Here is a 25,359-nt window from a genome sequence, read left to right as displayed (position 1 = left end):
TGTTCCGGAGAGCGCGCGGGAAGGCGGCGATCCGGCACGGGAACAGCCTGGGAGAGTATCCGCAGGCTGGACCCGTGCCGAGATGGAACAAGACGGCGCGGGACCGTCAGACGCTCTCCGGCCTGACGGCGTAGATCTCGTGCAGTTCGGTTCCGGCCAGGCTCGGGTCCTGGCGCGTTCGCGCGTACAGACCGTGTCCGCTCAACAATTCGCGGCACTGGGCCAAACGGTCGTCCCGATCGTGCACCTCGGCGACGACGGCACGGATACGCGGCCAGTCCGCGGCGGCTATGCCGCGCAGGACATCGAGCTCCGCTCGCTCGACGTCGACCTTGAGCAAGCCGACCTCCGCGTTCCCGCCGTGCTCGTCGAGTATCGCCGAAACGGTGGTGACTTCGACCTCCATTCGCTCGCCCTCGTGCAGCCCGGCGGTGATGAGAGCGATCGCCTCGTCGTTCAGGCCACTGTTGCGCAGGTAGATCTCGGTGGCCCGGTCGTCGGCCGCGCGGTCGGCGTAGAGACCCGAATTCGCCGACGCCCGTGGGTACCAGGTGAACGGCGCGCTGCCGGGCGCCGCGCCGACCGCGACCTGCAACGGCACGCCGTCCGGCACATGAGCGGCCATATTGCGCTGCAGACAGTCGAAGGTCGCCGGGGCCGGCTCGGCGGCGATCACCCGGACGCCGGGGCAGGTCTCGGCGAACATCATCGCGCTCAGCCCGATGTTCGCGCCGATGTCCAGTGCGATGTCCCCGGGACGCAGCAGCGCGGCCGCTAGCCGATAGAAGCCGTCGGTCGACATCTCGCCCCACAACATCCGCGCCTCGGCCGGACTGGTACAGGCGACCGTCCTGCCGTCCTCGAGCCGGAGTTGCTGGAGTTGATCGAGAGTCTTCAGCATGCGTTCGCGAACCTTTCGAGGATCGGGCCGATGACGGCCAGTGCGTGCGGATGGGTCAACTCGAGATGTCGTGCGTCGACGACCGTGTTGTGCAGATCGCCGGTGATGAACGGCCGCCACGTCCGCACGACGGCGTCGTGGTCCGTGCGGTCTTTTCCTGCGGTGAAGAAGATCAGGTCGCCGTCGAAGACACCCGGCCGGTGCTCCCGGGCGATATCGCTCGCGGTCCGGAAGCTCTCCATCACCCGATCGACCTGTTCGGCGGTGAACATCCCGGTGGCGGTCACCTGATCGCGGATCACCGCCCAGGCCTGCTCGTGGGTCTGCGCGGTCACCTCGGCGCCGAGGTCGAACAGCTCACGCCAGCCACCGAGCAGATCGGCCATCAGTTCGCTCGGCGCGGGCTCGTCCGCGGTGCCGCTCATCGCCGCGGCCAGCGCCTCGGAGTCGCCGACCGCGCTGTCCATCATGGCCAGCACGCCGACCTGCTGTCCTTCCCGCTGGAGCCGGACCGCGACGGCATGCGCGATCGCACCGCCCAGCGACCACCCCAGCAGGTGATACGGCCCGCTCGGCTGCACGCGGCGGATCTCGGCGACATAGCGTTCCGCGAGTTCGTCGACGGAACGCGCACCGGGTTCGCCCGCCACGACATGGGGATCCTGCAAGCCGTAGACCGGCCGGTCCTTGTCCAGATGTTCGACCATTCCGCCGTAGAACCACGCCAGCCCGCCCGCGGGATGCACCGCGAACACCGCGGGCTTCGGGCCGTGCGCGCGCAGCGGCAGCAATACTTGCAGCCCCGAACCGCCCGCCGTGCCGTCGGCCCGGGCCGCCAGGGCTTGCGGCGTCGCGTCGTCGAACATCCACGGCAACTGGATCGTCACGCCGCGGCCGCGCAACTCGGTCACCACCATGGTGGCCAGCAGCGAGTTGCCGCCGAGATCGAAGAAGCCGTCCGATGCCCCGACCCGCTGGACGCCGAGGACCTGCGCGTAGACGTCGCCGATCACCTTCTCCGTGTGGGTCCTCGGAGGCACGAACGCGATCGTCGACTCGTCGAACTCGGGGTCGGGCAGTGCTTTTCGGTCGAGCTTGCCGTTGACCGTCAACGGCAGCGCGGGCAACACCATGATCGTCGCGGGCACCATGTAGCCGGTCAGCACCTCGGCGGCGGCCTCGCGGACCTCCGCCGGATCGATCCGCTCGCCGTCGACGCCGACGACGTAGCCGATCAGCTGATCGACACCGCGATCGTGCCGGTGCACCGTGACCGCGGCCTGGGTGACGAGCGGATGGCGCAACAGCGCCGACTCCACCTCGCCGATTTCGATGCGGAAACCACGCAACTGCACCTGCGCGTCGGCCCGGCCCGCGTACGCCAACTCCAGCCCGCTCGCGGACTTCCGCCAGCGGCCGACATCCCCGGATCGATAGAGCCGGGCGCCGTCGGGATCGAAGGGATTCGCCACGAATCGGCCCGCGGTCAGTGCCGCGGCCCCCAGATATCCCCGGGAAAGCTGCCCACCGGCCACATAGATCTCTCCGGCGACACCGATCGGCACCGGACGCAGCCGGTCGTCGAGAACGTACGCCCGCAGCCCGGGCAGCGGCACACCGATCCCGGCCGAGCTCGTCTGCGTCACTTCGGAGAACGTGACGTGCACGGTCGTCTCGGTGATGCCGTACATGTTGATCAGCCGTGGCATGCCAGGCGCGTGCGCGGCGAACCAGTCGTCCAACCGCGACGCGTCCAGCGCCTCGCCACCGAAGACGACATAACGCAACGCGAGATCACCTGCGGGGCAGCCGGATTCGCGATAGCGGCGCTCCGCGTCGACGAATCCGTAGAACGCCGACGGCGTCTGGCTCAGCACGGTCACGCCCTCCCGCGCCACGACGTCCACGAACGCCTCCGGCGACCGGGAGGTGTCGTAGTCGACCACGACCACCTTGCCGCCGGACAGCAGCGCGCCCCAGATCTCCCACACCGCGAAATCGAAGGCGTAGGAATGGAACATCGTCCACACGTCGTCGGGTCCGAGGTCGAATCTCTCGGCCGCGTTGGTGAACAGGGTGACCGCTTCCCGGTGGCCGACCGTCACGCCCTTCGGGCGGCCCGTCGATCCCGACGTGTAGATCACGTAGGCGACGTTGCCCGGCCGCGCAGGCGACACCACCGAATCGGAGGCCGCCGCGTCGTCGTTCGCGCACTCCTCGATGAGCAGTACCGGCGCGGCGCACTCCGGCACCGCGGCGTACAGGTCCGCCGAGGTCAGAACCGCGGCCGGACGAGCATCGTCGAGCATGAAGCGCAATCGTTCAGGCGGATACGCCACATCCAGCGGCAGATATCCCGCACCCGCGCGCACGACGCCGAGCAGGCCGACGACCAGGTCCGCCGACCGCGGCAACGCCACGGCCACCAGCGATTCCGGACCCACTCCCCGCTCCGCCAGCCGAGCGGCCACCGCGGCGGAGCGCCGATCCAGCTCCGCGTAGGTCAGCCGCGACTCGCCGTCGGTCACCGCGACCGCGTCCGGTCGCGCGACGGCCTGGATGGTGAACAGTTCCGCGAGGGTCGTGTCCGGCACGGCGACCCCGGCGACACCGGCCGCGCCGAGCAGCTCGCGACGCTGCTGCGGGCCCACGAGGTCGATGTCACCGACGGCGACCTCCGGATCGGCGGTCACCTGCTCCAGGATCCGCACGAAGGCCGCCGCGAACCGGGTCATCGTCTCCTCCACGAAGAGATCGGTGGCGTAGGTCAGGCGACCTCGAATGCCCTCCGCCTGCCAACCGGCGCCGGAGCCTTCGACGAGATTCAGGTTCAGGTCGGCCTGCGCCGGTTCGAAGCCGTTCTCGACCGGCTCGACGGTGAGGCCCGGCAGTTCCAACGCGGCCTTGCTCAGGTTCTGCACATCGAGCGTCACCTGGTACAGCGGCAGATGGGCCGTGGACCTCGGTGGATTGATTGCCTCCACCACCTGCTCGAACGGCACGTCGGCATGGGCGAACGCCGCCAGATCCGTTTCCCGCGTCGCCGCGAGCAGCTCGGCGAACGACTGACGCGACGACACCCGTGACCGCAGCACGAGGGTGTTGACGAACATGCCGATCAGATCGTCGAGTTCGCGCTCCCCGCGTCCGGCCACCGGAGCACCCACCGCGACATCGCCGACACCGGCCGACCGCGACAGCAGGACGGCCAGCGCGGCGTGCACGACCATGAAGACAGTCGCGTCCGCCGCGCGCGCCAGCGCGCCGATTCGTTCCCGCAACGCGCCGGAGATCTCGAAATCCACGGTCCGGCCACGCATCGACGCCACCGGCGGACGCGGCAGGTCGGTGGGCAGTTCGAGCAGTTCGGGCAGCCCGGCGAGAGTGTCCTTCCAGAAGCGCAACTGCCGGGACATGACCGAGCCCGGGTCGCGCTCGTCGCCGAGTACATCGCGCTGCCAGAGCGTGTAGTCCGCGTACTGGACCGCGAGAGCGGGCCAGATCGGTTGTGTCCCTTGTCTGCTCGCCTGGTAGGCCACCGCCACGTCTCGCGCGAGCGGCATCATGGACTGCCCGTCGGCACAGATGTGGTGCACGGCGATGACCAAGACGTGCTCGGTGGCTCCGAGCCGGAACAACGCCATGCGCAGCGGAGGCTCCTGTGTGACATCGAAGCTCGCCGAGACGGTGGCGAGCACTCGCTCCATCAGCCGATCCGCCTCGACCGGTACGGCGGTCAGCCCGATCGTGACCTCTTCGACGGGGACCGCGACCTGATGTGGCGTCCCGTCGGTCATCGGGAATCTGGTTCGCAGTGACTCGTGCCGATCGAGGACCAACTCGCACGCGCGCCGCAACGCGTCGATGTCGAGTTCGCCCGTCAACCGGATCACCAGCGGGATGTTGTACGCGCCGACGGAGGTGTCGAGCTGGTTGAGGAACCACATCCGCTGTTGTGCCGGCGACAACGGCACCAGCCCGGAGCGGGTGCGCGGCACCAGTGGCGCGCGGACCGTCCGCTCGGAGGCGTCCAGACGGGCGGCGAGTCCGGCGACCGTGGGCGCTTCGAACAGGTCGCGAACGCCCACGCTCACTCCGAGCGCGGTACCCAACTGAGCGGTCACCCGCGTCGCCGACAACGAGTTGCCGCCGAGGTCGAAGAAGCTGTCGCCCGCTCCGACCCGGTCGATGCCGAGGACGCTTCCGAAGACGTCCGCGACTTGCCGTTCGGTCTCCGTACCCGGTGCGGTCCAGGCCCGTGCCGCCGAGAACCGCGGCGCGGGCAGTGCCAGGCGGTCGAGCTTTCCGGTTCTGGTGAGGGGGAATTCGGTGAGCACCGCGCAGATGTCGGGCACCATGTGCGCGGGCAGCCGCAGCCGCGCGGCCGCCCTGATCTCCTCCGGATCCAGGTTCTCGGCGCCGACCAGGTAGCCGACGAGTCTGCCGACGCCGCGCTCGTCTTCGCGCAGCACGACGACCGCGTGTTCCACGCCGGGTTGCGCGGCCAGCACGGCCTCGATCTCACCGAGCTCGATCCGTTGACCGCGGATCTTGACTTGGAAGTCGCGACGACCGAGGTACTCCACGGTGTGCTCCGGCGTCCAGCGAGCCAGGTCGCCGGTGCGGTACATGCGGGATCCCGGCGCACCGAACGGGTTCGCGACGAACGCGTTCGACGTCGCCACCGGGCGGTTCACGTATCCGCGGGCCAGTTGCACACCGGCGAGATACAACTCGCCGACCACGCCCACCGGCACCGGCCGCAGCCAGGCATCCAGCACGACGGCCTCGACGCCGCTGATCGGACCACCGATCGTGACGGCCGCACCGGGATGCAGCGGGCCACCGATTCCGGCCAGGATCGTTGTTTCGGTCGGGCCGTACCCGTTCAGCAGTCGCCGGCCCGGCGACCACTGCGTGACGATCTCCGGCGTCACGGCCTCGCCACCGGCCATCAGTACCCGCAGGCGATCCAACCCCTCCGGTGACATCGTCGACAGCACGCTCGGCGTCAGGAAGGAGTGCGAGACGCGCTGCTGCCGAACGAATTCCGCCAGTTCAGCGCCGCCGAACACTTCCGGCGGCGCCACCACGAGTACCGCGCCGTTGGTGTGGGCCAGCAGCAACTCGAGGACCACGACGTCGAAACCGGGAGCGGACGCGTGCAGCACCCGCGACCGGCTGTCCGCGCCGAAGCGGTCACGTTCCACGGCCGCGAAATTGGCCAGCCCCTCGTGGGTGACCGCGACGCCCTTGGGCGTCCCGGTCGAGCCCGAGGTGTACAGCACGTACGCGGTGTCGCGAACATGCGGCGTCCGTGTTCGATCCGTGTCGGTCACCGCGTCCGAGGACCGTGCCTCGATCGCTTTACGGGTCTCCGGATCGTCGAGTACCAGCCGCCGGACGGGCCCGGAAACCAGCTCTCGCCACGCCTCGACCGTGACCGCGACCCGCACCTGCGAGTCCGCGACCATGTGCCCGACGCGTTCGGCGGGGTTGCGCGGATCCACGGGCAGGAACGCGGCGCCGGTCTTGGTGACCGCCCACATGCCGACCACGAGTTCCACCGATCGGGCCATCGCCAACGCCACCTGCTCGCCGGGGCCGACACCCCAGTCGATCAGCTCGCGCGCGACACGGTTCGACCAGGCGTCCAACTCGGCGTACGACATCGTGTGCCCGTCCGAAACGATCGCTGCCGCTTCGGGATCCACCGCGACACCGGCGGCCAACAGCTCAGCGAGAACTCGGGGCGCTGCGGCGGGTCCGCCGGTGGCGGGTACCAGGTCACGGCGCTCGGCAGCGGTCAGCAGGTCGACCGCGCCCAGCCGCGCGCCCGGATCGGTCGTGATGGCGCGCAGCACGGTCTCCATCCGGGCGGCCAGACCGGCGGCCGTCGAGTCGTCCACGCGGGCCTGCTGGTAGCGGATCATGACGTGCAGCTGATCGGTCTGGTGCGCCTGCACCGTGATCGGGTAGTGCGCTGCGTCGCTTCCGTCGGCCGCGACCACCCGCATGCCGTCGATGTCCGCGTCGCCCAGGCCGCTGCTGTCGACCGGATACGACTCGAAGACGACCAGCGTGTCGAACAGCTGGGCAGCGCCCGTGTCCGCCAGGATCCGGGACAGTTCGACGTCGTGGTGATCGAGCACGCGGGTGTTGTCGGCCTGCAACCGCCGCAGCGCGTCCTCGACGGTCCAGGTTCGCGGGAGGTGCACGGCTACCGGGATCGTGTTGATGAACAAGCCGATCATCGATTCCACGCCGGGCAGGTCGGCGGGACGTCCCGACACCGTGCTGCCGAACACCACACGCTCGGTGCCGAGCAGGTTCCCCAGGACCACCGCCCAGGCGAACTGCACGATCGTCGACATGGTCACCGCCCGTGCCCGAGCGAATTCCACCAGTTCCGCGGTGACGGCACGATCCAGCACCACCGCAAGGTCGACCGGGATGCCGACCGTCGTGTGCGTGCGCGCGTCGGCGATCACCGTCGGTTCGGTGAAATCGCGCAGGACCTCCCGCCACACCTCGATGCCGGTCGACGGCTCGCGCAGATCCAGCCATGCCAGGTAGCCGCGGTACGACGCCGCGGCGGGCAGCAACTCGGCCCGCGCACTCACCGCGTAGAGGCCGATCAACTCGCGCCACAGCAACGGCAACGACCAGCCGTCCAACAGCAGGTGGTGCGCCGTCAGCACCAGCCGGAACTCCTGCGGCGCCACATCGATCAGCAGGAACCGCAGCAGCGGAGGATCGGCGGGATCGAACGGGACCGCCCGCTCGGCCGCGATCAGCTCCTCGGGGGTCGTCGTGCCGTCGCGCAGATCGACCCGCCGCCAGCGCACGGCGGCGGCCGCCGGAATCACCTGCGCCGGAGTGCCATCGGCCGTGCGCACGAAGGCGGCTCGCAGATTCGGATGACGCTCCAGCAAGGCCGTGGCGGAGCGCTGCAGCCGATCCGCATCGATCACACCGGCGAGGGCGAGGGTGGATTGTGCCGTGTAGACGTCGAGGTCACCCGCGGCGAGTTCGGCATGGAACAGCAGTCCCGCCTGCAGCGGCGCCAGCGACCAGACATCGCCGAGCGCTCCGTAACGGTCGGCGAACCCGTCCAGGTCGGATTGTGTGACCTCGACGAGTGGAACGTCGGCGGGTGAGAAGCCCCAGTCCTCGTCCGCGAGGGCCGCGGTCGCGATCCCGGTCACCGCGCCGATCCATTCGTCGGCGAGTTCGGCCACGTCGTCGCGCTCGAACAGCCGGGACGCGTAGCCGATCCGCGCCGACAGGCGCGGTCCCGCTTCGGTGTCCACGATGTTCACGTCGATCGTGACGGCCGCCGCCACGGGCATGTCGGGATCGAAGGCCGACCACCGGTCGAACGGCTCGTCGGTCGGAATCCACGCGAGGTCCGACAGCGTCGTGAGGTCGACGCCGACCCGGCCGAGATTGTTGAAACCGATCTGCGGCTCCGGCAGTGCCGCGAGCCGGTCGCGGGTGTCGGCGTGGAGGTAACGCAACAGGCCGTAGCCGATCCCCTTGTCCGGGATCACGCGCAACTGGTCTTTCACGGATTTCACCGCGGCACGCGGATCATCCGCATTCACCCCGCTCAGGTCGAGCGCCACGGGGTATGTGTTGGTGAACCAACCCACCGTGCGGGAGACATCCGCTCCCTCGGCGATCTGTTCCGCGCGGCCGTGCCCCTCCAAGAGGACTTTCACACCCGCGTGCGCGATACCGCGCCGGTGGCGCCAGCGCGTCGCCGCCACGGCCAGGCCGGCCAGCAACGCGTCGTCGACGCTGCCGTGCGCGGCCTTCGGCACCGCGTCGAGCAATGCCGAAGTGACGTCCACCGGGAGGGACACCGTCAGATGCCGCACGGTCGACTGGGTGTCGACGGCGGGATCGAGCACCGCGCTGCCGAGCAGCGGATCCGGCGCCGCACCCATCCGGTGCCACAGGTCGAACTCCCCGGCACGGGCCGCGGCGGCATCGGCCAGCGCGTGCGCCCAGCGGCGCATCGATGTCCCTTGCGCGGGCAATTCCACCGTTCGTCCCCGCGTGACCTGCTGCCAGGCTGTCGCGAAGTCGGGAATCAGGATTCGCCAGGACACACCGTCGACCACGAGGTGATGGACGACCACGAGCGCCCGCGCCTCGGCGTCGAGGCCCGGTTCGGGCAGCAGGCACACGACCTGCACCATCCGGCCCGCCGCCGGGTCGAGGCGGTCCGACGCCTCGGCCAGCGCCGCTTCCACCACCGCGGTGAAACCGTCAGTGCCCGGGGTCTCATCCGCGCGGAAGGTGCGGGTCAGCACCACGTCCGCGGCATCCGCGGCCTCCGGCCGCGGCACCTCCAAGCACTGTTCGCGCAGCCGCGCGCGCAGCATGTCGTGCTGTCGCAGCACCGCCCGCACCGTCGCGGTCACGTCCTCGACTCGCGCGTCGCGCGGCAAGCGCACCAGCATCGACTGAGCGAACCGGGGAGCGGCGCCGAGACGCTCGGTGAACCAGGAAACCACCGGGGTGAACGGGATCTCGCCCACGCCGCCACCAGGCAACTCCGCGAGCGAAGACCGTTCGGCGGCCGCGGCGACCCGCGCCAGGCCACGGACGGTCTTCTGCTCGAAGATGTCCCGCGCCGTCACCACGACACCTGCCGACTTCAGCCGGGAAGCCAGCTGGATCGACAGGATCGAATCGCCGCCGAGGGCGAAGAACGAGGTGGAGACACCGACCGACGCGACGCCGAGAACATCCGCGAACGCGGCCGCGACGGTGCGTTCCAGATCCGTGGACGCCGCCTCCGCGTCTCCGTCGGCGCGGAAGACCGGCTCCGGCAACGCTTTCCGATCCACCTTGCCGGTCGAGGTGATCGGCATGCGATCGAGCACGGTGAGCACCGACGGCACCATGTGCGCGGGCAATACCGACGCGACGTGTTCGAGCACGGTCTCCGGGTCGGCGACCGTCGCGGCTTCGGTCACGATGTACGCGGCCAGCACCGGGTGCCCGCCCGGCCCCGTGCGGCTGACGGTCACCGCGGCGGCCACCGCCGGATGCGTGAGCAGCGCCGCGTCGATCTCACCGAGTTCGATGCGCTGGCCGCGGATCTTGATCTGGAAGTCGCTGCGGCCGACGTATTCGAGCGTGCGTCGCGTCGTCCAGCGGACGATGTCCCCGGTGCGGTACATCCGCCCGCCCGGCCTACCGTACGGATTCGCGACGAACGCACCGGCCGTGACCGCACGCCGGTTGAGATAGCCGCGCGCCAGCTGCGCACCCGACAGGTACAGCTCCCCCGCGACTCCGACCGGCACCGGGCGCAAGCGCGCGTCCAGCACCAAGGCCTCCGCGCCGCGAATCGGGCCGCCGATCGCGATCGGATCGCCCGGTCGCACCGGATCGCTCATCGTGATCACGATCGTCGTCTCGGTCGGGCCGTAGATGTTGTGCAACCGGCGACCCGGCGCCCAGGTGGCGATCAGCTCCGCGGGCACCATCTCGCCGCCGACCGCGAGCATCCGCACCGACTCGAGACCGGCGGGCGCCATGGTCGCCAGCACGCTCGGCGTCAGGAACGCGTGCGACACCCGATGCGTCCGGATCAGCGCGGCCAGATCCGGCCCGCCGAACACCTCCGGTGGCGACACGACCAACGCCGCGCACGCCGCATGCGCCATCAGCGCTTCGAGCAGCACCGCGTCGAACGCGGGCGCCGCCACTTGCAGCACCCTGGACGTGCCGTCGACCCGGTAGCGTTCGGTTTGCTCGGCCGCGAAGTTCGCCAACCCGGCATGGGTGACCACGACACCCTTGGGTGTTCCGGTCGAACCGGACGTGTAGATCAGGTAGGCGGCGTCCTCGATCCGCAGCACACGCCCGCGATCGGCATCGGTCACCGCCTCGCCGGACCGCGCCGTGATCTCCTGCGCCGTGCGCGGATCGTCGAGCATCAGCCAGCGCACCGCGTCCGGCAGCTCCCCGCGTGCGGTCGCGAGCGTGAGCCCGACGCGGACGCCGGAATCGCTCACCATGTGCGCGATCCGCTCGGCGGGGTAGCGGAGATCGACCGGGACGAACGTGGCGCCGGTCTTCGCGATCGCCCACATGGCGACGTGATACTCGATCGAGCGTGGCACGGCCAGCGCCACGAACACTCCCGGCCCGACTCCCTGGGTGAGCAGGTGTCGAGCGAGCCGGTTGGCCCTGACGTCCAGCTCCGCGTACGTGAGGGTTTCGCCGTCCCCGATCAGGGCCACCGCCGCCGGAGCCGATGCCACGGCCGTCGCCAGCAGATCCGGCAGCAAGCAAGGCCGCGCGTCGTCGCCGCCTCGCGCGGGCACCAAGCGTTCGGTGTCGGCGGCGCTCAACAGATCGATCTGGCCGATCGCCCGCGCCGGATGGGCGGTGACCGCCTCGAGGACGCGGACGAACCTCTCCGCCAGAGCATTTGCGGTCGACTGGACGAAAAGATCGGTGGCGTAGATGATCTCGCCGTCGATTCCGGCGGGCCGATCGCCTTCGCGCCGCTCGGTCACCAGCACGGTGAGGTCGGCTTTGGCCTGCGCGATGCCGGGGTCCAAGATCTCGACGTCGATTCCGGGCAGCTCGAATCGGGCCGCTCCGGTGTTCTGCAACCCGAACATTACTTGGAACAGTGGCGAATACGCCGTCGAACGCGGACGGCCGATGACGTCGACGAGCCGCTCGTAGGGCAGGTCGGCGTGAGCGAGCGCTTCGAGGTCGACATCGCGCACTACGGCGAGAAGCTCCCGGAACGAGCGATCCTCATCGATGCGGGTCCGCAGCACCACGGTGTTGACGAACATGCCGACGAGATCGTCGAGTTCCGGCTTGCCGCGACCGGCGACCGGCGTGCCGACCGAGATGTCGTCGCTGTGCGCGGTGCGCGCCAACAGGATCGACAGGGCCGCGTGCAGGACGACGAACACCGTGACGCCCTCGCGGTGGGCCAGCCGCACGATGTCGTCGTGCAGCCGCGCGGGCAGCTCGAACCGGACGTTGCCGCCGTCGGTCGAGAGGGTGGCGGGGCGTGGCCGGTCCGTCGGCAGGGCGAGCAGCTCCGGGGAACCGTCCAGCGCGTCGGTCCAGTAATCGATCTGCCGCGCGATCAGCGACGCCGGATCGTCCTCGGAGCCGAGCAGCTCCTGCTGCCACATCGCGTAGTCGGCGTACTGGACCACCGGCGATTCCCACCGGGGCGGGTGGCCGCCCGCCCGCGCCCGGTACGCGGCGAACACGTCGCGGGCGAGCGGAGCCATCGACGCCCCGTCGGCGGCGATGTGATGGACCACCACCACCAGCACGTGTTCCCGCGTCGCGGTGCGATACAACCGTGCCCGCACAGGTACCGATTCGGCGATGTCGAATCCCGCCTCGACCGCGTTCCGCATGCGGTCGGCGAGTTCCGTCTCGCCGACGACCGGCTCCGGTTCGAAGGCCATGTCCGCGGCGATCGTCGCGATCTCCCGCACCACCTGGCAGGGCTCGCCGTCGACGAGCGGATACACCGTCCGCAAGGGTTCGTGCTTGGTCACCACGTCGAGGAACGCGGCACGCAGTGCCTCGGTGTCCAGCGGCCCGGTCAGGCGGGCCGCGAAGCAGATGTTGTAGGCCGCCGAGGAGGTGTCGAACTGGTTGAGGAACCAGATCCGCCGCTGCGCCGCCGCCAACGGGACCGCGCCGGTGCGTGGCCGCGCGGTCAGCGCAACAGCGGTGGATCCGGTCCGTGCCGAGATCCGCTCCGCCAGCGCGGCGATGGTCGCCGCATCGAAGACGTCCTTGATGCCGACATCGACGCCGACGACCGCCTGGGCCCGCGCCGCGAGCTGAGCGGCCGACAGCGAGTTGACACCGATCTCGAAGAGATTCGCGGTCACGCTCACCCGTTCCGCGCCGGTGAGTTCGGCGACCAGACGCGCCAGCACCACCTCGCCGTCGGTGCGCGGCGAGACGAAGTCCGCGCCGTCGTCGAACACCGGCCGCGGCAGCGCCGACCGGTCGAGCTTGCCGTTCGCGGTGAGCGGCATCGCGTCGAGCACCTGCACGACGTCCGGAACCAAGTAGGACGGCAGCGTCCGGGTCAGCTCTTCGCGGATCGCGCGGCCGTCGGTGACCGCGCCCGGCGCCAACGTCACGTAACCGACGATGCGCTCCGTCGTCACGATGGCCACGGCACGCGCTACCTGCCCGCAGGCGCGCAGCGCGGCTTCGATGTCACCGGGCTCCACCCGCTGACCGCGCACCTTCACCTGGAAGTCGCCGCGCCCCAGGTATTCCAGCTCGCCGGTCTTGCGCCACCGGACCAGGTCACCGGTCCGGTACAGCCGCTGTCCCGCAACTCCGAACGGGTTGGCGACGAAGGCGCCGCAGGTGAGATCGGCCCGCGCGTGGTATCCGCGCGCCAATTGGACACCCGAGACGTACAGCTCCCCGACGACCCCGACCGGCACCGGCCGCAACCGCGAATCCAGCACGTAGACCTTCATGCCGCCGGCGGGCGCTCCGATCGGCACCGCCGCGACGGCCGACGCACCCGGCGCGCACCGCTGCGCGGTGACCACCTCCGCCTCCGCAGGCCCGTACCAGTTCACCAGCTCCGCGTGCGTGAAGACGTGCGCCGCGGCGTCGACCGTGCGCTGCGCCAGCGCCTCACCCGCGACGAACACCCGCCGGATCGAGGGCAGTTCCGCGACCCCGGCCGATTCCAGCAGGACATCGAGCATCGACGGGACGAAGTGCACGGTGGTGATCTCGTGCCGTGCGATGACCTTCGCCAGGTGAACGGGATCGCGATGTCCGCCCGGTTCGGCTACGACGATGTGCGCGCCGGTCTGCAACGGCCAGAACAACTCCCACACGGCGATGTCGAACGTGATCGGCGTCTTGTGCAGCACCGCGTCGGACGTTCCGTGCGGCCACCGCTGCTGGGCCCATGCCAGCTGGCTCACGGTGGCGGCATGGGTCAGCGCCACGCCCTTGGGCGCCCCGGTGGACCCGGAGGTGAACAGCACATAAGCCAGATGGTTCGGCCGCAGCGGTGTGCGGCGCTCCGCGTCCGTGATCCGAGCGCCGGACAGACCGGTCACGTCCAGCCGGTCGATCCGCGCGTACTCGAATCCGTCGGGCAGGCCCTGGCCGTCGTCCGCGGTCGTGAGCACCAGCAGAGGATCGGCCGCGCCGAGGACGTGCGCGATCCGCGCGCTCGGGTGATCCGGGTCGATGGGCAGGAACGCGGCGCCCGCCTTCACGACCGCGTACAGTGCCGTGACCAGCTCGGCCGATCGGCGGACGGCCACCGCCACGATCGTCTCCGGCCCGGCACCGCGCCCGATGAGCCAGCGAGCCAGCCGGTTGACGCGTGCGTCGAAATCCCGGTAGGTCGACGTACTTCCGTCCGGAAGCCGCAGCGCCGTGGCGTCCGGTGTGCGCGCGACCTGTTCGTCGAAGACGTCGACGAGCGTCCGGCCCGGTGCGGCGGAGCCACCGGTGTCGTTCCACCGCTCCAGCACTCGGGACCGCTCCGCCTCGTCGAGCAGGCCGATCTCCCCGACGGTGGCCTCGGCATCGCGGGCCGCGGTATCGAGGACCTGGACAAACCGGTCGGCGAAGCCGCGCACCGTGTCCTCGTCGAACAGATCCGTGGCGTAGGTCAGGCGCAACGTCATGCCGGTCGGCTCGTTGTGCGTGCCGTGGCCTTCGCTGATCATCAGCAACAGGTCGTAGATCGCCGCGCTGTCGCAGGGGTCCACGTTCTCCACGGTGAGTCCCGGCAGTTCGACGCGAGCCCGGGTCATGTTCTGGTAGGCCAGCAGCACTTGGAACAACGGCGTATGCGCGGTCGATCGCACCGGGTTCAGCGCGTCCACCAGTTGCTCGAACGGCACGGTGGCGTGATCGAACGCCTCGATGTCGGTGCGCCGGACCTGGTCCAGCAGACTCGCGAACGTCTGGTCGAGCGTGACCCGCGACCGCAGCACCAAGGTGTTGACGAACATGCCGACCAGGTGGTCCAGCGACCGGTCGCCCCGGCCCGCGTGCGGCACACCGACGGTGACGTCGTCGCTGCCGGACAGTCGCGACAGCAGCACCGCCAGGGCCGCGTGCACGACCATGAACGTGGTGGCACCGGAGCGCCGTGCCAGCGATTCCACCCGGCCTTGCAGTTCACCGGGTATGGCGACCTGGATCACCGCCCCGCGCTGGGATTGCTCGATCGGCCTCGGCCGGTCGCTCGGCAATTCGAGCAGCTCCGGTACGCCCGCGAGTTGCGTTCGCCAGTAAGCGATGTCGCGGGCCACCGGCGAGTCCTGGTCGTCCGCGGAACCGAGGACCGCTCGCTGCCACAAGGCGTAGTCGGCGAACTGCACCGGCAGCGGCGCCCAATCCGGCGCGGTACCGCCGGAGCGCGCCCGGTACGCCGTCACCAGGTCGGCCGCCAGCGGGGCCACCGAGAAGCCGTCACAACTGATGTGGTGCGCGGCCAGCGCGAGCGTCCACGCCTCGTCGGACAATTGGTACAGCGCCACCCGCAGCGGCACACCCTCGGCCACGTCGAATCCGGTGCCGCAGAATTCGGCCAGCCGGTGCGGCAGTTCCCGCTCACCGACGGCCTGCGGGGTGAGATCGCAGGTCGCGAGCACGTCTTCGGCGTTCAGCACGACCTGGGTGGGCGTGCCGTCGACCGCGGGATACATCGTGCGCAAGCTCTCGTGCCGCTCGAGCACATCGCTGACAGCGGCCGTCAACGCGGCCGGATCGAGCGCGCCTTCCAGCCGGATCGCCAGTGGCACGACATATCCGGGCGCGGCGGGGTCGTACTGGTTGAGGAACCACATCCGGGTCTGCGCGTGCGACAGCGGGATACGGTCCGGCCGCGTGACCCGCGTCGGCGCGGGCAGACTCGGGACCGCGCGCAACTGGGCGATGCGCTCGGCCAGCCCCGACACGGTCGGCGCCTCGAAGATCGCGCGCACCGGAATGGTCACGTCCACGACGTCCCCGATCCGGCTCAGCGCGCGCGTGGCGACCAGCGAGTTGCCGCCCAACTCGAAGAAATCGTCGTCCGCGCCGATTTCGGGGCGGTCGAACAGTTCCGCGAAAACCGCGGCGATCGCTTGTTCGATCAGACTTCGCGGCGCCCGGAACTCGGTGTCCTGGGCGCTCGGGTCCGGCTCGGGCAACGCTCGATACTCCACCTTGCCGTTGGCATTCAAGGGAATCGAGTCGATCCGGGTCACCGACGACGGCACCATATAGGCGGGCAGCCGGTCCAGCAGCGAATTCCGTACCTGCCGGGCGTCGAGCGCGCCATCCGCGACGACGTAGGCCACCAGCCGCTGCTCGCCGCCGTCGCCGCGTACCTGCGCGACGGCCGCGCGCACCTGCTCGTGCGCGAGCAGCGCCGCTTCGATGTCGCCGAGTTCGATCCGCAGGCCGCGCACCTTCACCTGGGTGTCGGCGCGGCCGATATAGCGCAGGTTGCCGTCGCCGTCCCAGCGCACGAGGTCACCGGTGCGGTAGAGACGCGCGCCGTCCGCGGCGCCGGAGGGATCGGCGACGAACGTCGCGGCCGTCAGGTCCGGGCGTTCGTGGTATCCGCGGGCAAGCTGCACGCCGCCCAGGTACAGCTCGCCGGTGACGCCGACCGGCACGGGATGCAGCCGCGAGTCCAGCACGTGCACCGTGACATTCGCCTCGGGCACGCCGATCGGCACGGTCGCGCCTTCGACCACGTCGATCCGGTGCGCGGTGACACTGACCGCCGCTTCCGTCGGGCCGTACAGGTTGTCGATGCGGGCGTCGCTGAAATCCCGGAAGCGGCGCGCGATCTCTGCGGACAACGCCTCACCGATGCACAGTACGCGCCGCAGGTCCGGGAACTGATCCGGAGTTGCCACCTCGAGGAACGCCGCGAGCAGCGACGGGACGAAATCCACCGTGGTCACGTGATACTCGGCCATCAGCCGGGCGATCTCGCGCGGATCGCCGTGCGCGTCGGGACCGGCGACCACCAAGGCAGCGCCGCAGGTCGGCGCGGAGAACAGCTCCCAGACGGAGAGGTCGAACGTCACCGGGGTGCGCAGCAGCATGACGTCGCCGCCACCGAGCCGGTAGTGATCGCGCATCCAGCGCAGCTGATTCACCACCGCCGCGTGCGCAACCGCCACGCCCTTGGGCACACCCGTCGAACCGGAGGTGTAGATGACGTAGGCCAGATCGTCCGGGCGCAGCGGCCGGATCCGATCGGCATCGGTCAGCGCCGACGCGTCCAGGCGCTCGGCCTCCAGCTCGCCGAGCGTCCAGACCGGCACGTCGCCGGGCAGACTCGCCCGGTCGGGCGTACGGGTGAGAATCGCGGCGGGACGCGCGGCGGAGAGGACGGAGCTCACCCGGTCGGCCGGATGGTCCGGGTCCAGTGGCAAGTAGGCCGCGCCCGCCGCGTGGATGGCGTACAGCGTGGCCAGCAGGTCCACCGAGCGGCGCATCGCCACCGCCACAATGGTCTCCGGTCCGATGCCGCGCCGGATCAGCGCGCGGGCCAGCGAATTCACCCGTGCCCCGAATTCCCGGTAGTCGAGCCGGGCACCACCGGCGGCGTCGAGCACCGCCGGGTGTTCCGGCGTCGCGGCCACCTGTGCGGCGAACAGGTCCGCGATCGTCGCTGGCGGAGCCTGCGTCCGTATGCCGCTCGACCGGGCCGCGATCCGGTGCGCCTCTTCGGCGGTCAGCAGCTCCATGTCGCCGATGGCGCGGGTGGGGTCACCGACGATCGCGCGCAGCAACAGCAGATAGCGTTCGAACATCGACTCGACCGTCGCCTCGTCGAAAAGATCCGTCGCGTAGCCGAATTCGACCGCCATGTCCCCCGGCTCGCCATCCGCCGCCAAGGCGTCGACCAGATTCAGGTGCAGGTCGTACTTCGCCACGCTCGGATCGGCCATCCGCGCCGAGACCGTCAGGCCCTCGAACCGCACCGTGGGGATCTCGATGTTCTGGAACGAGAAGCCCACCTGCGTCAACGGCGCGTGTGCCGTCGAGCGCGGCGGATTCAGCACCTCGACCAGACGCTCGAACGGGATGTCGGCGTTCTCGAAGGCGGCCAGGTCGGTGGCCCGGACCTGGTCCAGGATCCGGACGAAGGACGCGCCGGGTTCGATGTACGTCCGCAACACCAGCGTGTTGACGAACATCCCGACCAGGCCGTCCAATCCCGGCTCGCCACGACCGGCGATCGGTGTGCCGACCGCGATGTCCCCGGTACCGGACAACCGCGCCAGCAGTGCCGCGTAGGCCGCGTGCATCACCATGAAGACCGTCGCGTCGTGGCTGCGGGCCAGCGCGATCACCTCGCGATGCAGATCCGCGGGAAGGGTGGCCGAGACCGTCGCGCCCCGGAACGACTGCTTCGCGGGCCGCGTACGGTCGGTGGGCAGATCCAGTACCTCGGGCAGATCGGCGAGAGCCGCGATCCAGTACCGGGTCTGGGCGACGGTCGGACTGTGCGGATCGTCCTCGCTGCCGAGCAGCTTCCGTTGCCACAGCGCGTAATCCGCGTACTGCACCGGCAACGGGGCCCACTGCGGCGCTTCGTTCCCGACCCGGGCACGGTAAGCGGCCATCAGGTCCGCGGCCAGCGGCGCGAGCGAGGACCCGTCGAAGCTGATGTGATGGACCACGAGCACCAAGGCATGCTCGTCGGCCGCGCTGCGCAACAACGCGACCCGGAACGGAACCTCGGTGGTGACGTCGAAGCCCACAGCGACCTCGGCGGCGACGCGCGCCTCGACCGCACCGGCCGTGACCGCCACCGGCGTCAGCGGCGGCAGCGCCGTCGGCACCGACACGATCATCTGGTGCGGCCCGCTGTCGCTGTCCGGGTACACCGTGCGCAGCGCCTCGTGCCGTTCGAGCACATCCGCGATCGCCGCGTGCATCGCGGCCACGTCGAGGTCTCCCGACATCCGCACGACCAGCGGGATGTTGTACACCGGTGAGCTCGTGTCGAACTGGTTGAGAAACCACATCCTGGCCTGGGCGGGTGAGAGCGGGATCCGGTCCGGGCGCTCCTGCGGCACCAGCGGCGCCCTGGTCGCCGCGTCGGCACTGCGCAGGCGCTCCGCCAGTGCCCCGATGGTCGGCGTCTCGAAGATCGCGCGCAGCGGCACCTCGACGCCGAACGCACCGCTGAGCTGCGCGGCCGCGCGGGTGGCCGACAGCGAGTTGCCGCCGAGATCGAAGAAACCGTCGAGCACGCCGACGCGTTCGACGCCCAGCACGCCCGCGCAGATGTCGGCCACGATCTGCTCGGTGGCGTTGCGCGGCGCGACGAACTCCACGGCGGGGGCGAATTCCGGTTCCGGCAGGGCGGCGCGATCGACTTTGCCCACCGACGACAGTGGGAGCGTGTCGAGCACCATGACCGTGTCCGGCACCATGTGCGACGGCAGGCGTTGCGCCGCATACCTGGTCAGTTCCGCGGTATCGACCACGCCGTCGGCGGGCACCACGTACGCCGCCAGACGCGACCCGGTCTCGGCGTGCACGCCCACCACGACGGCTGCCGCGACGGTGGGGTGCCCGGCGAGGACGGCTTCGATCTCGCCCGGTTCGATGCGCTGTCCGCGAATCTTGACCTGGAAGTCGGTGCGCCCCAGGTACTCCAAGGTGTGGTCGGCGGTCCAGCGCGCCAGGTCACCCGTGCCGTACATGCGGGTGCCCGCGGGACCGTACGGGTTGGCGACGAACGTGGCGGCGGTCGAGGCGGGACGATTGAGGTACCCGCGCGACAGCTGCACGCCCGAGACGTACAGCTGTCCGGTCACCCCGACCGGGACGGGCCGCAACCGCTCGTCGAGAACCACCGCGTCGACGCCGCGGATCGGGCCGCCGATGGTCACCGGGTCGCCGACGCACAGCGGATCGCTGATCGCCACCATGATCGTGGTCTCGGTCGGCCCGTACCCGTTGTGCAGCCGACGCCCCGGCGCCCATACCGAAACCGTCTCGGCCGATACCGCTTCTCCGCCCGCCACCAGCACCCGCAGCGAATCGAGTCCGGCGGGCGACATCGTCGCCAGCACGCTGGGCGTCACGAACGCGTGCGAGACCTCTTGTGCGCGAATCAATTCCGCCAGCTGCGCCCCGGCGAACACCTCCGGCGGCGAGACGACCAGCACCGCGCCGTTGGCGTGCGCCATGAGCAACTCGAGCATCACCGCGTCGAAGCCGGGCGCCGCCACCTGCAACACGCGTGACCTGCGATCCACCCGATACCGCTCGCGCTGCTCGATCGCGAAATTCGCCAAGCCCTCGTGAGTGACCGCCACGCCTTTCGGCCTGCCGGTCGAGCCCGAGGTGTACACCACGTAGGCCGCGTCGGCCACACGGCAGGCCCGCACCCGTTCCGCGTCGGTCACCACAGCCGGGGACTGCGCCGCGAGGAACGCCTCGGTGCCAGGATGGTCGAGAACCAATTGCCGCACGTGACCGGGAAGCATGCCGCACGACGCCTCGACGGTGAGCCCGACCTCGATATTCGCGTCCGCGACCAGGTGCGCGACCCGCTCGCTCGGATAGCGCGGATCGACCGGCACGAACGCGGCGCCCGCCCGCGCCACCGCCCACACACCGACCACGAACTCGACCGACCGCCCCATGGCCAGCGCGACCTGATCCCCCGGCCCCACCCCCCAGTCGATCAGGACCCGTGCGAGACGATTCGACCAGTCGTCCAACTCCCCGTAGGAGAGCACGCGATCCCCCGCCACCACGGCAGGCGCGGTGCGTTCACCCACCAGCAACACATCCGCCAGCACCCGGGGCGGCTCGGCACGACCACCGGAGGCAGGGACCAATCCCAGACGCTCGACTCCCGACAACAAATCCACGTCGCCGACTCGGGCCCGTGGATTCGCCACGAACGCGTCGAGCACCCGATTCAGTCGTTCGGCGAGCTCTTCGACGGTCTCCCGATCGAACAGGTCTGTCGCGTAGTTGACGCGCAGCGCGACATCGCCGCCCGCGGCGGTGTTCTCGGCGACGGTGACGATGATGTCCACCTTCGCCGGTTCGGCGCCGGGGTCCAGCAGCTCGACGGTGAGCTCGGACAGCTCCAAGTTCGCCCGGTCCATGTTCTCGAACGCGAGATACATCTGGCACAGCGGCGCGTACGCCGGGGACCGCTTCGGATGCAGTTCGTCCACGACACGTTCGTAGGGCAGGTCGCTGTTGGCGAAGGCGTCGACGTCGATGCCCTTGACCCGTGTGAGGAACTCGGTGAACGACTCCTCGGCGGACACCTCGGTACGCAATGGCACGGTGTTGACGAACATGCCGATGAGCGGCTCGAGCGCGCGTTCGCCGCGACCGGCGACCGGCGTGCCGATGGTGATGTCCGCCGAGCCCGACATCCGCGCCAGCAGCACGGCCAGGGCGGCGTGGACGACCATGAACGTCGTGACGTTGGCCGCGCGCGCCAGCCGCTCGATTCCGGCGAAGGTCTCCGCGGGGATCACCGTGTCCGCGACGTCGCCGCGCATGGTCCGGCGGGCCGGACGCGGCCGGTCGGCCGGCAGCTCCAGGACCGGCGGCATCCCCGCCAAACGCTGCGACCAGTACCGCAATTGGCGGGCCGCCCGGGAATCCGGGTCGTCCGGGTCGCCGAGCAGGCTGCGATGCCAGACGCTGTAGTCGGCGTACTGGACGCTCAGCGGTTCCCAGTCCGGGATCTTCTTCTGCGCCCTCGCCTCGTAGGCGACGGCGACATCCGCCGCGAGGGGCCGCAGCGACGATCCGTCGCAGCAGATGTGGTGCAGGACCACCGCCAGGACATGCCGCGTGCGGTCGGCGGTCGCGAGCAGCGCCACCCGGATCGGAGCGCGTTCGCGCAGATCGGTCCCGACCGAAACCAGGTCGCGGATTCGGCCCTCGATCTCGTCCGGGTCGGTCGGCCGCGGCGTCAGGTCGAGCCCAGCGACAACCTCGTCGGCAGGCAGAATCATCTGTGTCCCTTCGCCGTTCACCGCGGGGTAGACGGTGCGCAGCGATTCGTGCCGATCGATCACGTCGGTCAGCGCGGCACGCAGCGCCGCCGCGTCGAGACGTCCGGTGAGCTGGACGATCAGCGGAATGTTGTAGGCGGCCGAGGTAGGGTCGGTCTGGTTGACCAGCCACATCCTGTTCTGCGCCGGCGCGAGCGGAATGGGATCGGGTCTGCCCGCCGCCCGCAGCACGGGCCTGCCGGAACGGTGTCCGTCCTCGATGTGCGCGGCGAGTTCCGCGATGGTCTGCTTGACGAACAGGTCGCGCACCGACACATCGCACCGGGTCGCTTCCGCGATACGCACCGCCGCGCTGGTCGCGGTGATCGAGTTGCCGCCGAGGTCGAAGAAGCTGTCGAACACGCCCACCCGGTCGGTGCCGAGCACCTCGGCGAAGACGTCCGCGATCGACTCCTCGACGACCGTGCGGGGAGCGACGTAGGCCGCGGCCGAATCGAACACCGGCTCGGGCAGTGCCCGGTGATCAACTTTGCCGTTCACGGTCAGCGGCACCGCGTCGATCACGACGACGCTCGACGGCACCATGTACTCCGGCAGCATCCCGCCGACGTGGGTGCGCAAGTCGTCCGGCTCGCAGGTGGCGCCGACGGCGGGTACGACGTACCCGACCAGCCGGGCAGCCTCCGTGCCGGGCAGATGCACCACGACGACCGCCGCGGCGACGCTGTCGTGGGCCAGCAGGGCGTTGCGGATCTCGTCCAGCTCGATCCGGAACCCGCGCAACTGCACCTGCTGGTCGGCGCGGCCGCGATACTCCAGTTCGCCCCGGTGATTCCAGCGCGCCACGTCGCCGCTGCGGTAGAGACGCCTGCCCGCACCGCCGAAGGGGTCGGCGACGAAACGTCCCGCGCTCAACGCCGGTCGGTTGAGATAGCCGCGAGCCAGCTGCGTTCCCGCGACGTAGATCTCGCCCCATGCGCCGAGCGGGCACGGACGCAACCGCTCGTCCAGGACATAGGTTCGCAGGCCTGGCAATGCCGGGCCGACCGTGCTCGGCGCGCCCGGGACCGCGACGTCCGGCGTGAGGGCGGTGTAGGTGACGAAGACGGTGGTCTCGGTGATGCCGTAACTGTTGGCCAGCACCGGCAGGTCCGGGTTGTGCTCGTACCAGTCGGCCAGCCCGGCGGGATCGAGAGCTTCGCCGGACAAGACGACCAGCCGCAGCGACAGTTCGCCTTCCGGCTCTCCCGCGTGCGCGTACCGCTGGCGCGCGGCCGCGAACTGATAGAACGCCGACGGCGTCTGGCTGAAGACGGTGACCTTCTCCCGCGCCGCCAGGCGCACCACGTCGTCCGGCGAACGGGTGGTGAGGCTGTCCACGACCACGATCCGGCCGCCGGTGACCAGCGCGCCGAAGATCTCCCAGACCGAGTAGTCGAAGGCGAAGGAGTGGAACAGCGTCCAGACGTCGTCGGATCGAATCCCGATCTCCGCGCACGAGTTCACCAGGTAGGTGGACACGGCACGGTGCGTGATCGATACGCCCTTCGGTCGGCCGGTCGACCCGGACGTGTAGATGACATAGGCGAGGTGATCGGGAAGCAACGGGCCGGTCCGATCGGCATCGGTGATCGGGTCGGCGGCCTGCTCCGCGGCGAGAACGTCGTCGAACAGCACGACGCGGCCGGGATCGCCCAGCACGTGCTCGCGCATGCCCCGCGTGGTCACCACCGCGATCGGGTTCGAGTCGTCCAGTACGTATTCGAGCCGCTCGGCCGGATGGGCGGTGTCCAGCGGAAGGTACCCCGCGCCCGATTTCAGCACGCCGAGCACGGCGACGATCAGGTCGGCGTCGCGTGGCATCGCGATGGCCACCAGTGCTTCCGGTCCCGCGCCGAGTGCGATGAGCCCGCGGGCGAACCGGGTGGATCGTTCGTCGAGCTCGCGGTAGGTGAGAGTGGTCGCCTCGGACGTCACGGCCACCGCGGACGGAGTCGCCGCCGCTTGCCGGGTCAGCAGATCCACCAGTGTGGCCGAAGGGGATTCACCGTCGCGACCGGCGAGTTCCTCGACGATGCGCAATTCCTCGGCGGGGCCGACCAGCTGGATGTCACCGATGCGGGTGCCCAGGGACGAGTCCATCATCCGCTGCAGGAAATCCAGGAACCGGTCGGCGTGCGACTCGAGTTCGTTCTGCCCGTAGAGGTTCGGATTGCCGTGCAACTCGATGAGCAGCGGCGCGTCCGCGCCCGAGCGGTACAGGTTGAGCTGCAGATCGTCGAGCGCGCCCGAGGTCAGCGCGCGGTAGCGGCCGACGGCCGAGCCGAGGCGAATCTCCGAGTCGAAGAACAAGATGTTCACGATCGGGCCGAACGAGTTCGCCGACGAATCGATCGCGGCCGAGTCGCGGCGCAGATCCTCGAACCGGTACAGCTGGTGGCGCATGGCCGAGACGAGCTCCGACACCGAGGCGCGGACCAGCTCCTCCACGGTGGTCGAATGGCGCACGGCGAAACGAATCGGCACCATGTTGGCCAACATCGCGGCGGAGTTGCGCAGGCGCTTGGTCACCCGGGCGGTCACCGGAAGCGACAGCGCGACATCCTCGGTGCCGGTCATCCGGGCGAGAAACGCCGCGAACGCCGCGATCACCACCTGTGCGGCGGATGCGTTCACCTCATCGGCGAAGCGGTCGAGCCGGTCGGACAGGTGCGCCGGGAGCTGCAGGCCCGCGACGCGGTCCACCTTGCCGGAACGTGCCGTTCGGCCGGACAGGCTCACCGGTGTCGGCAGATCGGAAACCTTGTCCAGCCAATATTTTTTGTCCGCCTGGTACCGCGAGCCGGCGCGATAGACGCGCTCCGCTTCGACGATGTCGTGCAGACTCGCCGCGTCCAGCCGCGTCGGTGGCCTGCCTTCCAGCTGCGCGTTGTAGTGCTCGGCCATTCGGGTGAGACTGTTGAAGGCGCCGTACCCGTCGACCACCAGATGATGCGCGCGGCCGTACCAGAAGTAGTGGTCCTCGCCGACCCGGATCAGCCTGGTCCGGGTGAGCCGGTCGCGACTGAGATCGACCGCCTTCGTGTTGTAGTCGCGGCGCATCCACTCCATCGCCGCCGCGATCGGATCCTCCGCATCGCTGAAATCCAGCACCGGCTCGTCGTAGATGATGCCGCGGTCCACGAATTGATAAGGGCGTCCGTCGGATTCGATCACCCGCACCACGAGGGACTCGGTTTCGTGCCCGCCGTCGTTCACCGCGCGGGTGAACGCGTCGTGGTCCACCGGGCCATCGATCTCGACGTAGTGTGCGATGTTGACAGCCGGTCCACCGGGCACATGATCCGCGAGCCACATGCCGTACTGCGCGCTCGAGAGCGGAATCAATCCCGGTTCGCCATCGGCGGTTCCGTCTGAATTCAGATGCAT

At 69.9% G+C, this 25,359-nt stretch carries 2 protein-coding genes; both read right to left on the bottom strand.

The window, feature by feature from the left end; translation table 11 throughout:
* Positions 1-106 precede the first annotated feature (106 nt).
* On the bottom strand, positions 107-901 hold the full coding sequence (locus tag ABZW96_RS16410) for an FkbM family methyltransferase (protein WP_355075341.1): 795 nt from the start codon (positions 899-901) through the stop codon (positions 107-109).
* On the bottom strand, positions 895-25,359 hold the full coding sequence (locus ABZW96_RS16405) for a non-ribosomal peptide synthase/polyketide synthase (RefSeq protein WP_355075339.1): 24,465 nt from the start codon (positions 25,357-25,359) through the stop codon (positions 895-897). The genes ABZW96_RS16410 and ABZW96_RS16405 overlap by 7 nt, the downstream gene beginning before the upstream one ends.

This window comes from Nocardia sp. NPDC004168, from assembly GCF_040610355.1.
GTDB classification, from domain to species: Bacteria; Actinomycetota; Actinomycetes; order Mycobacteriales; family Mycobacteriaceae; genus Nocardia; species Nocardia sichangensis.
Note: the sequence above shows the minus strand (reverse complement) of the source record. Positions and strands in the feature narration are given on the sequence as shown.